At 69.2% G+C, this 12234-nt stretch carries 11 protein-coding genes; 5 read left to right on the top strand and 6 right to left on the bottom strand.

Features of this window, described 5'->3' with window-relative positions; genetic code table 11:
- Positions 1-45 precede the first annotated feature (45 nt).
- From KBY65_RS04625 to KBY65_RS04615, 3 genes are read left to right on the top strand one after another with little or no spacing between them, the layout of a single operon-like run.
- Entirely contained in the window at positions 46-1077 is a 1032-nt protein-coding gene (locus KBY65_RS04625; protein WP_254988044.1) for an SIS domain-containing protein, read from the top strand.
- Positions 1074-1904, top strand: coding sequence for a 3-deoxy-8-phosphooctulonate synthase (gene kdsA / locus KBY65_RS04620; RefSeq protein WP_255000688.1), 831 nt, complete (start codon positions 1074-1076; stop codon positions 1902-1904). Before KBY65_RS04625 ends, kdsA begins: the two co-directional genes overlap by 4 nt.
- Before the next feature lie 11 nt (positions 1905-1915).
- Positions 1916-2470 (top strand): KdsC family phosphatase, encoded by a 555-nt coding sequence (locus KBY65_RS04615; RefSeq protein WP_255000687.1) that lies wholly within the window; start codon positions 1916-1918, stop codon positions 2468-2470.
- Here KBY65_RS04615 and kdsB read toward each other — a convergent pair.
- From kdsB to KBY65_RS04585, 6 genes are all read right to left on the bottom strand, one after another.
- Positions 2467-3261 (bottom strand): 3-deoxy-manno-octulosonate cytidylyltransferase, encoded by a 795-nt coding sequence (kdsB, locus tag KBY65_RS04610; RefSeq protein WP_255000686.1) that lies wholly within the window; start codon positions 3259-3261, stop codon positions 2467-2469. The genes KBY65_RS04615 and kdsB overlap by 4 nt on opposite strands.
- Before the next feature lie 9 nt (positions 3262-3270).
- Positions 3271-4488: a CCA tRNA nucleotidyltransferase gene (locus tag KBY65_RS04605; protein WP_255000685.1), complete on the bottom strand. Its 1218-nt coding sequence runs from the start codon at positions 4486-4488 to the stop codon at positions 3271-3273.
- A 23-nt stretch (positions 4489-4511) separates the two neighbouring features.
- Positions 4512-6908, bottom strand: coding sequence for a UvrD-helicase domain-containing protein (locus KBY65_RS04600; protein ID WP_255000684.1), 2397 nt, complete (start codon positions 6906-6908; stop codon positions 4512-4514).
- A gap of 10 nt (positions 6909-6918) precedes the next feature.
- Positions 6919-7989 carry a glycosyltransferase family 1 protein gene (locus KBY65_RS04595; protein WP_255000682.1) on the bottom strand — a complete coding sequence of 357 codons (1071 nt, stop codon included), beginning with the start codon at positions 7987-7989 and terminating at the stop codon, positions 6919-6921.
- Positions 7990-7996: 7 nt separating this feature from the next.
- A complete protein-coding gene (locus KBY65_RS04590) occupies positions 7997-8710 on the bottom strand; it encodes a heme oxygenase (biliverdin-producing) (protein ID WP_255000681.1) in 714 nt (237 codons plus the stop codon).
- A 216-nt stretch (positions 8711-8926) separates the two neighbouring features.
- Positions 8927-9415: a hypothetical protein gene (locus tag KBY65_RS04585; protein WP_254987874.1), complete on the bottom strand. Its 489-nt coding sequence runs from the start codon at positions 9413-9415 to the stop codon at positions 8927-8929.
- 84 nt (positions 9416-9499) lie between these two features.
- On the opposite strand from KBY65_RS04585, the gene KBY65_RS04580 reads away from it, so the two are divergent.
- A complete protein-coding gene (locus KBY65_RS04580) occupies positions 9500-10945 on the top strand; it encodes an NADP-dependent isocitrate dehydrogenase (protein ID WP_255000680.1) in 1446 nt (481 codons plus the stop codon).
- Positions 10942-12234: a (Fe-S)-binding protein gene (locus KBY65_RS04575; RefSeq protein ID WP_255000679.1), complete on the top strand. Its 1293-nt coding sequence runs from the start codon at positions 10942-10944 to the stop codon at positions 12232-12234. Before KBY65_RS04580 ends, KBY65_RS04575 begins: the two co-directional genes overlap by 4 nt.

Raw genomic sequence — 12234 nt, 5'->3', positions numbered from 1 at the left:
CAGCGACCCGGCAGGGAGAATGGCTTCACTGCTGATCCCCGCCTGTTGTCTGCCCTCACCCGCTGCCTGGAGGAAGAGGCTGCTGCCATTGCCGCCGTCGCCCAGCGCCTCAGCAGCGAGCAGGTGGAAGCCGCCCTGGAGCTGCTGGAGGGCTGCCGGCAGCGCCGCGCCAAGCTGGTGCTGACGGGGGTGGGCAAAAGCGGCATCGTTGCCCGCAAGATCGCCGCCACCTTCTCCTCGATCGGCCTGACGGCCGTGTTTCTCAACCCGGTCGACGCCCTGCATGGCGACCTGGGCATCGTCGCCTCCGACGACGTGGCCCTGCTGCTCTCGAACAGCGGCGAAACCGAAGAGCTGCTGGCCATCCTTCCCCACCTGCGCCGCCGCGGCACCGCTCGCATCGCCCTGGTGGGTCGCCTGGCCTCCAGCCTGGCGCTGGGCTGCGACGTGGTGCTCGATGGGGCGGTGGATCGGGAGGTGTGCCCGCTGAACCTGGCCCCCACCGCGAGCACGGCGGTGGCGATGGCGATCGGCGATGCCCTGGCGGCCGTGTGGATGGAGCGGGCTGGCATCTCGCCGGAAGACTTCGCCATCAACCATCCCGCCGGCTCCCTCGGCCGCCAGCTCACCCTCACCGTGGCCGATCTGATGGTGCCGGCCAGCGATCTGGCGGGCCTCTCACCCGAAGCTCCCCTAGCTGAGGTGATCGGCCGGCTCACCGAGGGCAGCAACGGCAAGGGCAGCCTTGGCGCCGCCTGGGTGCAGGCGGCTCACAACCCCGCCGAGCTGGCCGGGCTGATCACCGATGGCGATCTGCGCCGCACCCTGCAACGCCATGCTCCCGAGCACTGGGCTGCCCTGCGAGCCGGCGCCATGGCGACCGCCAACCCGATCACGGTGGCGCCCGACACCCTGGCCATCGCGGCGCTGGAGCTGATGGAGCGCAATCCCCGCCAGGCGATTTCGGTGCTGCCGGTGGTGGATCCAACCCGGCCCCGCCAGCTGCTGGGTCTGCTGCGGCTGCACGATCTGGTGCAGGCTGGGTTCACCACCAGCACCGCCGCTGAGCGCCCATGACGGCCATCCCCTTCACCCTGATCGCCGGCCCCTGCGTGATCGAAAGTCGCGATCTGGTGCTGCAGGTGGCCGAGCAGGTGAAAGCGATCACCGATCGCCTCGGCATCCGCTATGTGTTCAAGGCCAGCTTCGACAAGGCCAACCGCAGCTCCGGCAAATCGTTTCGTGGGCCCGGCCCCGAGGAGGGCCTGGCGATCCTGCAGGAGGTGGGGCAGACCTTCGGCCTGCCGGTGCTCACCGACATCCACGAAAGCCACCAGGCCGCCGCCGCCGCCCAGGCGGTGGACGTGCTGCAGATCCCGGCCTTTCTCTGCCGCCAGACCGACCTGCTGGAGGCCGCGGCCAAGGCCGTGGCCGGCACCAACAAGGTGGTGAATGTGAAAAAGGGGCAATTCCTGGCGCCCTGGGACATGGCCCAGGTGGTGAACAAGCTCAGCGAATGCGGGCTGGATCCCGCCAGCGGCCACCTCTGGCTCACCGAGCGGGGCAGCAGCTTTGGCTACAACACCCTGGTGGTGGATTACCGCGGCATCCCCCAGATGCAGGCCCTGGGTTGCCCGGTGATCTTCGATGCCACCCACGCGGTGCAGCAGCCCGGCGGCCAGGGCACCACCTCGGGCGGCCAGCGGGAATTCGTGGCACCCCTCGCCAGAGCAGCGGTTGCGGTGGGCGTGGATGGCTTGTTCCTGGAGGTGCATCCCAACCCGGACAAAGCCCTCAGCGACGGACCCAACATGGTGCCGCTGCATCGCCTGGAGGCCCTGCTGAGCCAGCTGCTGGCCATCCGCGCAGCGGTGGCCGATGGCCTGGCGGTGAGCACGCTGTGAGCCGGCTTGGTTTGCGGTTTCGCCTGCAACGGCGCCTGCTCAGCCCCCGCCTGCGCCAGATCCAACTGCTGGTGTGCGATGTGGATGGCGTGCTCACCGACGGGGGGCTGCACTACGACGAGCAGGGCCGGGTGGTGAAGCGCTTCGACGTGCGCGACGGCCTGGCGATCCGGATGCTGCAGCGGGCTGACATCGAGGTGGCCTTTCTCAGTGGCGGCCGCAGCGGTGCGATCGAGCAGCGGGCCCGGCACCTGCAGGTGAGCCACTGCCTGGTGGGGGTGGGCGACAAACTCAGCGCCCTGCGCCAACTCCAGGCCACGCTTCAGCTGGAGCGGGAGCACACCGCCTTCATCGGCGACGACCTCAACGACCTCACGGTGCGCCCCGCCACAGGCCTGCTGATCAGCCCCGCCGATGGGGCCGCGGGCCTGCGGCGCCAGGCCGACTGGGTGCTGCGGCGCCGGGGGGGCGATGGCGCCGTGCGCGAGCTGGCGGAGTCGCTGCTGCAGCACCGGGGGCTGTGGCGTGAGCTCAACCGGGAGGGCTGGCGGGACGGCAACGCCTAAGGCGCCAGGGCCCGGGCCTGCTCCAGCTGCTCCGGGGTGTCCACCGAGAGGCAGTCCTGATCCACCGCGAAGGTGAGCAGGGGAATGCCGGCATCGATCAGCCGCAGCTGCTCCAATTTCTCCAGCTGCTCGAGGGGGGAGACGGGCAGCGCCGTCCAGCTGGCCAGCACATCGGCCCGGTAGCCGTAGAGGCCCACATGGCCCCAGTAGGTGGTGTGGTCGGCCCACTGCTCCGGCGGCACGCCGCGCAGGTGGGGCAGAGCACTGCGGGAGAAGGTGATGGCGCGGCCGTCACGGGCCCGCAGCACCTTCACCACATTGGGATCGTGAAGCTTGTCGGCCATCAGCGGATACACCGGCGTCAGCACCGGCGGCCGCAGCAGCGCCACAAACTGGGCCACCATTGCCTCGATGATACCCGGATCCAGCAGGGGCTGATCGCCCTGCACATTGATCACCAGCGTGTCCGAGAGCGCAGGGTCCGAAGGCAAGCCACCCGCGGCGGCCACCAACTCCCTCACCACACTGGCCAGGCGCTCACTGCCCGAGCTGCAATCCGGGGAGGTCATCAGCACCGGAAACCCCCAGGCTTCGGCGTCAGCGCGCACCTGATCACTGTCGGTGCACACCACCACCGCCGCCACGCCCTTGGCCTGGCTGCAGCGCTCGAGCACGTGCTGGAGCATCGGTTTGCCGGCGATGTCGGCCAGCACCTTGCCCGGCAGCCGCGCTGATGCCAGGCGGGCTGGCACGGCCACCACGACGCAGGGATCAAGCACCGGATCAGTCATCTGCTCACGCTAAAGGCGCTCCAGCCGCAGCCGCTCGGCCCGCAGCTCCCGCAGCTTCTGGCCCAGCTCAGGCCCTGGCCGCATGCCAGCTGCCAACAGGTCTGCGGCGGTCGACGCGGCCTTGACCTGGCGCCAACGCAGCCACCAGCGCAGCAAGGGCCGGCGCGGGCCGGTGCCGCAGGCGAGGGCCAGGGCCACCGCGTCAGGGCTGCAGCCCGGGGCCTCCAGCAGGGCACACCAGTGTTCTGCCAACACCGGCAGGGCCTCCCCCTGCCGCTCCTGCAGCCAGCGCCGCAGCTCCAGCCACTGCACCAGCAACCGATGCTGGCGATGGGGCAGCTGCAGCCGCTCCGCTAGCGCCAGCGGATCGCGTGCAGCGGCCACCAGTGCCGCCAGCGGAGGCAGCCCCAGCCGCTCGGCCCAGCGCAGCCGCCGCGGCCACGTCCCATCGGCCTGCAGGGCCGGATCCAGCAACGCCAGCGCGCCCCAGCGCTGCAAGGCCGTGAGCGCCGCCAACCAGGGCTCCCGCTCCAACAGCAGCTCCAGCTCCATCCGCAGCCGGGTGCCCAGGGCCGCCGGAGCCTGACCCGGCGGATCCCCCAGCCGCCAGCCCCAGGGCCAGGCGGCCAGGGTGGCGCGGGCCTGCGCGGCGCTGGCGGGCTCCAGCTCCAGCCCGAGCCGGGCCGCATAGCGGGCACCCCGCACCAGGCGGGTGGGATCGTCGCGAACGCTGCCGCCATGCAGGAAGCGCAGCTGGCGCCGCTCCAGATCCTCGCGGCCGCCGTGGGGATCGAGCAGGGTGCCACTGGCCAGCTCCAGGGCCATGGCATTGATGCTGAAGTCGCGGCGGGCCAAGTCGTCGGCCAGGCAGCCAAAGCTCACCTGGGGATTTTCGGCCGGCACCGGGTAGGTCTCCCGCCGGGCCGTGGCCACATCCAGCAGCACCGGCTCGCCGGCCACGCTGAGCTCCAGCTCCACCGTGCCGTAGGCGCCGTGCTCCTGGCAGCGCTGCACCACCCCGGGCCCCAGCTGCTCAAGCAGCGCCGCCACCAGGTCGGCGGCTCGGCCTTCCACCACCAGATCCAGATCGGGCAGGCCCCGCCAGGGATCGTTGTGCACCCGGTGCAGCTGCAGGTCGCGCACCGCACCGCCCACCAACGCCACCCGGCCCGCATGGGCCGCGCGCAGGGCCAGCAACACAGGGGCGGGGATGCCGGGAATCTCCACCTAGGCCTCAGCGGCGAGGGGCATCAAACGGGTTCGATCGGTGCCAGGCGCGGGTCAAGGATTTTGGGCCCCATCCCCTGGAATTTCACCGCAATCGACACCTTCTCACCACTGCCGAACAGGTGGGTCACCTGACCCTCACCAAAGCTGCTGTGGCGCAACCGATCGCCGACGGCCCAGGTTTTGCTGACCGCCCGGCGCCGCACCGCATTGGCGGGGGCCCCGGCTGCACCGCCAGCGGCCACCTGACGGGCCTCGTCGCGATCGACGCGGGTGAGGCGATCGAGGCGCTGCTCGCGGCGGATGGCGGCACCGCCGCTGTGGGGAATGTCGCCCTGGATCAGGGCGCTGGGCAGCTCCGAGAGAAACACCGACGGCACCGCCGGCTCACGCATGCCGCCCCAGAGGCGCCGCTCACTGGCATGGGAGAGGAACAACCGCTCCTTAGCCCGGGTGAGGCCCACATAGCAGAGGCGGCGCTCCTCCTCAAGGGCGGAGGGATCCTCGAGGGAGCGGTAGCTGGGGAATAGCCCCTGCTCCATCCCCACCAGATACACCACCGGAAACTCCAGGCCCTTGCTGGCGTGCAGGGTCATCAGGGTGACCCTGTCCTGTTCCGTGTCCTTGCTGTCGGCATCACTGGCCAGGGCAGCGGAGGCCAGGAAATCCTCCAGGGAGCCCTCCTCGTTTTCCTCCTGGTATTGCAGGGCGGCGTTCACCAGTTCGTTGAGGTTGCGGCGCCGATCTTCGGCTTCGTCGGTGCCATCGGCGATCAGCTCCGCCACGTAGCCGCTCTGCTCCATCACCCGCTGCACGAGTTCGGAGGGGGCGATGTCCTGGGCGCAGGCCTGCAGGCCATTGATCAGCTCGCAGAACTGCAGCAGCCCCTTGGCCGACCGTCCCCCCAGGGAGCGCACTGCCTCGGCATCGCTCACCACATCCCAAAGGGGAATGCCGAGCTGGTTGGAGGCGTCGGTGAGCCGCTCGATCGTGGTTTTGCCGATGCCGCGCTTGGGGGTGTTGAGCACCCGCAGCAGGCTGACCGTATCGGCCGGATTCACCAGCAACTTGAGGTAGGCGAGCACGTCCTTGATCTCGCGCCGGTCGTAGAAGCGCAGCCCACCCACCACGATGTAGGGGATGCCCCAGCGCACCAGCGACTCCTCCATCGCCCGACTCTGGGCATTGGTGCGATACAGCACAGCCATGTCGCCCCAGCTGAGATCGGGGTGGGCAGCCTCCAGCATGCGCATGCGGTGCACCACCGCTTCCGCCTCGGCGATCTCGTCATCGCAGCGGGTGAGGGAGATCAGCTCGCCTTCGCCGCGGGTGGGCCGCAGCACCTTGTCGATGCGCTCGGAGTTGTGGGCGATCAGGGCGTTGGCCGCCTCCAGGATCGTGGCGGTGGAGCGGTAGTTCTCCTCCAGCTTCACCATCGTGGCGGTGGCATCGGCGGCGGCGCCATCGCCGAAGTCGTCCTGAAAGCCCATCAGGATGGTGAAGTCAGCGGCGCGGAAGCTGTAGATGCTCTGGTCGGCGTCCCCCACCACAAACACCGAGCGCCCGTCCCAGTCGTCGTAGGCGGCCGGATCGCGACCGTTGGTCACCAGCAGCTTGATCAGGTCGTACTGGGTGCGGTTGGTGTCCTGGTATTCGTCAACGAGCACGTGGCGGAAACGCCGGTGCCAGTAGTCGCGGATCTGCTCGTTCTGGCGCAGCAGCTGCACCGGCAGCAGCAGCAGGTCGTCGAAATCGAGGGCGTTGTTGGCGGCCAGAGCTCGGCGATAGCGCCGGTACGTCTCCGCCATCAACCGGCCCCGCTGGCCGCCGGCATCGGCTTCGAGCTGCTCAGGCATCCAGCCCTGGTTCTTGGCGTTGCTGATCGCCCAGCGCACCTTCTTGGGCTCAAAGCGCTTGGGATCGAGTTGCAGCTCCTGGGTGACGATCTCCTTGATCAGGCTCTGCACGTCGTTCTCGTCGTAGATCGAGAACTGGCGGGTCCAGCTGAGCCCCTCGGGATCCTTGAACTTGTCGATGTCGAAGCGCAGCAGCCGCGCGAACAGGGCGTGGAACGTGCCGATCCACAGCTCCTTGATCACCTCGCGGTAGATGCGCGAGCGCAGCTGGCGCTGCTCCACCGCCGGCAAGGTGCTCCACGGCTGACCGAACTGGCTCTGGGCCAACTTCTGGGCCAGCAGCAGCTCCAGCCGCTCCTTCATCTCGCGGGCCGCCTTGTTGGTGAAGGTGACGGCGAGCAGATGGGCGGGATCGGCGCCGTGGTGGCCGATCAGGTGGGCGATGCGATGGGTGAGGGCCCGCGTCTTGCCGCTGCCGGCGCCGGCCACCACCAACAGCGGGCCGGTGTGGTGGTCCACCGCCTTGCGCTGGGCGTCATTCAGGCCGGCGAGGAAAGCACTCATGGGCCCGACCCTAGGCAAGCCGGCGAGCCAGTCCTGCGGGAAGCCGCTTGCCCAACCGCTGCCGCCAGCGCTCCAGCCGCAACCGTGCCAGCGAGGGAGCTCGCAGCGGCGGTTCTCCCGCCTGCAGGCGATCGAGATGGGCGTTGATGGCGATGAGGGCCTGGCGCCAGCGCTCCCGCAGCCGCGGTTCGCTGAGCTCCTCCAGCAGCTCCTCCAACTGGCGCAGCGGCGGCAGCCAGGCCGCGGGATCAGCCACAGCCGCCGTGATCCGCGCCACATCGGCAGCCAGGGTGCCCGCCCCGATCTGGTGGGCCAGGCCGCCGGGATCGAGCGTGTCGGCCAGGGCGTGGTTGAAGCTGCTGAACAGCACGCAGCCACAGGCCAGCGCCTCGACCGGTGGCAGGCCGAATCCCTCGCTCACACCGCTGCAACGCCAGTGGTCGGCGGAGTCGTAGAGCACCACCGTGGCGCTGTTGAACAAGCCCATCAGATCCTCCACCCAGCCGTCCTGCACCTCCACCCGCAGCCCCAGGGCCCGCAGGGCCGGCACCAGCCGCTCCAGCACGTAGGCGCTGCACTTGCGCCGTTGCACCAGCACGTCGATCGTGCGGCCACCGGGGTTGTGGGGGGGGCGGTTGTGGGGGCGATTGCCATTGGCGATCCAGCTGGCCCCCAGGGCATTGGGCACCAGAAACAGGGGATTGCGGCTGGCCCACTGGCCCCAGTAGCCCAAGGTGTTGCGGCTCACCGCCAGCACCGGCACCCCGGGCGGCAGCCGAAAGCCATAGCCGCTGCTGTGGGCGTGATAGGCCGCCGGCCGGCCCCGCAACGCCCGCAGCTGCCGGGGCACATCGAAGCCCCAGCTGACGATCCAAAGCGCCTGGTTAGCGGCGGCGGCACCCAGGGGCTCCGCCCGCAACAAGTCGTTGAGGAAAGGCAGACCCTCCTCTCGCTGCCGGTAGGTGACGAGCTCGGTCGGCACCAGGTCGGCCAACAGCCGGGCTGTCTGCTGCTCCACCAGCAACCCCCCGCAGCGGAACCGGCCGGTGGTGCCGGGCACCAGGAAGCGGAGGGGCCTCAACGGGCGATCAGGCGGCGACAGCCTCGGTGCTGCCAGCGCGCTGGCGGCGGGTGAGGAAGCCGAACAACACCTTGCCGATGGCGGCGATCAGGTTGCCCTCCAGCTCCTGGAACATCGTCATGTTGAGGTGGAAGGCGTGGTTCGCCTCCTCAACAATGCGATCGGCCATGGCCTGATCGATCGGCAGGGCATCCAGGGTGGCGCGGTAGTTGGTCTTGAAGGCCTTCTCGTCGGGGATCGCGTCGAATTCGTAGAAGCGCAGGCCGTCGTGTTCACCCAGGTTCATCGCCTTCTGGGCGATGTTCTTGAGGATCTGGCCGCCGGAGAGATCGCCGATGTAGCGGGTGTAGTGGTGGCCCACCAGCAGCTCCGGACACTCCCGCGCCACCTGGTGCAGGCGCTCGACGTACTGCTGAGCCCCGGGGGTGGGCTTGACTGCACTCCGCCAATCCGGGCCGAAATAGAAGGCCAGATCCTGCTCAAGGCTCTCGCGACGGTTGAGCTCGACAAAAGCCACCGGACCCACCACCGGGTGGTCCTTGAGCTTGCCGAACTCCTCCTCCATCGCCGAATACACGAAATAAAGGTCGGCCACCAAGGTGCGGTAGCTGGCCTTGTCCACCACCCCCTTGAGGAAGCAGCTCACGAAGCCGGTGTTCTCCGCCATCGTGTGGGCTTTTTTGGTGCCTTCACGCAGTTGGGAAGCAAGGGCGACAGCCATCAGTCGGGGGCGCTGCACGGGCGAGGAGTCAGGTTAGGCGGGGCCTTTGCCCAGGCGAGCAACAAGGTTGCGAAGGGTTACGCCGCCAGCTCGCCGGGCGCGTGCTGCCCAGGGGGGAGGTTCGTTCGCGAGCCGTTCGACACCTGTTCAACACGGCGTTTCACAACGGCACGACCAGAGCGACAGCGATGGGGCCACCCGTGCCTGCAAGCGCGCTCAAGCCGCCTCGGAGTGCCCGGCAGCGGTGGAGTCGGCAAACAGGTCGAACAACTCCCGGCAGAACTGTTGCAATTTCTGCGCCACCGCGGCCTGGGGCAGATGGCTGCCGGTGGGCTGCCAGTCACCCACGGTGGCCAGACGCCAGCGCTCACTCTCATAAGTGAGCCCCCGCACCGTCACCCCCAGCAGCCGCGGCCGCTCGCCACTGGTTGAGCCCGCCAGCGAGCTTGAGCCCCCCACCAAGCCCGGGGGCTGCTGGAGCCGCAACTGCACCAGAAACGAGCGGCACTGGCTGCGGGGGCTCCAACCGGGCAGGTGAAAGGAGAGATCCAGGCTGTCCTGCTCGGCGAAGGCACGGGTGAGGGGGTCGTCGCGCCAGGGGGTGAGATTGGCTCGGGCATCAGGGAAGTGAGCCCGGAACAGGGCCGCCACCGAGGCGATCGCCTGGGCCTGGGCCAACGATCGAACCTGGTCGGCGGCATTCATGCCGTTTCCCCTGAGCAGAACCGCTGCATGCCCAAAACCTAGGCTCGCCACACCGATCGCGCCGCCCCCGGTCAGCACAAGCCCATGGCCACCAGCCCCGCCGCCAGCTTCGAAAAGCTCACAGCCCCGGCCCAGGGAACGGCCATCCGCTTCGAGAACGGCCAGCCGGTGGTGCCCAACGACCCGATCATCCCTTTCATCCGCGGCGATGGCACCGGCGTGGACATCTGGCCCGCCACCCAGAAGGTGTTGGATGCGGCCGTGGCCAAGGCCTACGGCGGTGAGCGCCGGATCGAGTGGTTCAAGGTGTACGCCGGTGATGAGGCCTGCGACCTCTACGGCACCTATCAATACCTGCCCGAGGACACCCTCGAGGCGATCCGCACCTACGGCGTGGCGATCAAGGGCCCGCTCACCACGCCGATCGGCGGCGGCATCCGTTCGCTGAACGTGGCCCTGCGCCAGATCTTCGATCTGTATTGCTGCGTGCGCCCCTGCCGCTACTACGAAGGCACCCCCAGCCCCCACAAACGGCCCCAGGACCTCGACGTGATCGTGTATCGCGAGAACACCGAGGACATCTACATGGGGATCGAATGGGAAGCCAGCGACCCGGTGTGCCTCGATCTGATCCGCCACCTCAATGAGGTGGTGATCCCGGCCAACGGCAAGCTCGGCCAGCGCCAGATCCCCGCCGGCTCAGGCATCGGCATCAAGCCGGTGAGCAAGCACGGCAGCCAGCGCCACATCCGCAAGGCGATCCAGCACGCCCTGCGCCTCGAGGGCAACAAGCGCCACGTCACCCTGGTGCACAAGGGCAACATCATGAAATTCACCGAAGGCGCCTTCCGGGACTGGGGCTACGAGCTGGCTACCACGGAGTTCCGAAGCGTGTGCGTGACCGAGCGGGAGAGCTGGATCCTCGACAACGCCGACCGCAACCCCGGCCTGAGCATCGAAGCCAACGCTCGGATGGTCGAGCCCGGCTACGACAGCCTCACCCCCGAGAAGAAGGCCGCCATTGATGCCGAAGTGCAGGGCGTGATCGACGCCATCGGCGCCAGCCACGGCAATGGCCAGTGGAAGGCGATGGTGCTGGTCGACGACCGCATCGCCGACAGCATCTTCCAGCAGATCCAGACCCGCCCGGCCGACTACTCGATCCTGGCCACCCTCAACCTCAACGGCGACTACATCTCCGACGCCGCCGCCGCCGTGGTGGGCGGCCTGGGCATGGCCCCCGGCGCCAACATCGGCGACAACGCAGCCATTTTCGAAGCCACCCACGGCACCGCCCCCAAGCACGCCGGCCTTGACCGCATCAACCCCGGCTCGGTGATCCTCAGCGGCGTGATGATGCTGGAGTTCATGGGCTGGCAGGAAGCAGCCGACCTGATCACCGCCGGCCTCAGCGCCGCCATCGCCAACCAGGAGGTCACCTACGACCTGGCCCGGCTGATGGAGCCCCCCGTGGAGCCGGTGAGCTGCAGCGGCTTCGCCGAGGCCGTGATCCAGCACTTCGGGGGATGAACACCGACCCCTGCGTGCACTGCGGCTTCTGCCTGCCCACATGCGCCAGCTACCGGGTGCTGGGCACGGAAATGGATTCGCCCCGCGGGCGCATCCATGCCCTCAAGGCCATCGAAGCCGGAGAGCTGCAGCTCGATGCCACCGTGGCCAAGCACTTCGACAGCTGCCTGGGCTGCCTGGCCTGTGTCACGGCTTGCCCCTCGGGGGTGCGCTACGACCAGCTGATCGAAGCCACCCGCCCCAAGCTCAATGCGCCGGAGCTGCGCACGCCGGTTGAGCGCGCCTTCCGCAAACTGCTGTTTGCCCTGCTGCCCTACCCCAACCGGCTGCGGGCAGCCCTAACGCCTTTGCGGGCCTACGCCGGCACGCCGTTGCAAGCCCTGGCGCGCCGCAGTGGCCTTCTGCGGCTGCTCGGGCCCCAGCTGGAGGCGATGGAACAACTGCTGCCACCGCTGGCGCCGGAGGCCTTCCGCGAGGCGTTCCCCCAGGTGGTGCCGGCCCAGGGCGAACGCCGCGCCCGGGTGGGGCTGGTGCTGGGCTGCGTCCAGCGCCTGTTTGATCCAGCTGTGAACGAGGCGGCGGTGGAAGTGCTCAGCGCCAACGGCATCGAGGTTGTGATCCCGCCAAGCCAGGGCTGCTGCGGCGCCGCCACCCACCACCAGGGAGAACTGGCGCAAACACGCGAGCTGGCCACCGACCTGATGGCGAGCTTCGCCGGCGTGGGCCCTCTGGATGCGGTGCTGGTGGCGGCCTCCGGCTGCGGCCACACCCTCAAGGCCTACGGCTCGATCCTGGAGAGCCCCTCGGCGGCGGGCTTCGCCGGCCAGGTGGCCGACATCCAGCAATTCCTGGCTGAGCTGGGGCTAAGCGAGACGTTCCGGGCACACCTGGCACCCCTGAACCACCCCGACGGCACCCCCGCCAGCGCGGAGCGCCCCCTGCAGGTCGCATTCCACGACGCCTGCCACATGCTGCACGGCCAGGGCATCCGCGAGCAGCCACGGCAGCTGCTGGCCGCCATCCCCCACATCCAGCTGCGGGAGGCGATGGAGGCCGGGGTGTGCTGCGGCAGTGCCGGCATCTACAACCTGGTGCAGCCCGAGGAAGCCGCTGAGCTGGGCCGGATCAAGGCGGCCGACCTGGCCGGCACCGGCGCCGAGCTCGTGGCCAGCGCCAACATCGGCTGCAGCCTGCAACTGCGCCGCCACCTGGGCGAGGGCGACTTCCCGCAGCCTGTGCTGCACCCGATCGAGCTGCTGCAGCGCAGCTGGCGGGCGGGGCGTGCCTGA

The sequence above is a fragment of the Cyanobium sp. Alchichica 3B3-8F6 genome (assembly GCF_024346435.1).
Taxonomy (GTDB): domain Bacteria; phylum Cyanobacteriota; class Cyanobacteriia; order PCC-6307; family Cyanobiaceae; genus Cyanobium_A.
This window is presented reverse-complemented; position numbering and strand designations above follow the sequence as displayed.

Coding starts and splice junctions, on each gene's coding strand:
- kdsA (WP_255000688.1), top strand. CDS start 1,074: ATGACGGCCATCCCCTTCACCCTGATCGCCGGCCCCTGCGTGATCGAA.
- kdsB (WP_255000686.1), bottom strand. CDS start 3,261: ATGACTGATCCGGTGCTTGATCCCTGCGTCGTGGTGGCCGTGCCAGCC.
- KBY65_RS04600 (WP_255000684.1), bottom strand. CDS start 6,908: ATGAGTGCTTTCCTCGCCGGCCTGAATGACGCCCAGCGCAAGGCGGTG.
- KBY65_RS04590 (WP_255000681.1), bottom strand. CDS start 8,710: ATGGCTGTCGCCCTTGCTTCCCAACTGCGTGAAGGCACCAAAAAAGCC.
- KBY65_RS04585 (WP_254987874.1), bottom strand. CDS start 9,415: ATGAATGCCGCCGACCAGGTTCGATCGTTGGCCCAGGCCCAGGCGATC.
- KBY65_RS04580 (WP_255000680.1), top strand. CDS start 9,500: ATGGCCACCAGCCCCGCCGCCAGCTTCGAAAAGCTCACAGCCCCGGCC.
- KBY65_RS04575 (WP_255000679.1), top strand. CDS start 10,942: ATGAACACCGACCCCTGCGTGCACTGCGGCTTCTGCCTGCCCACATGC.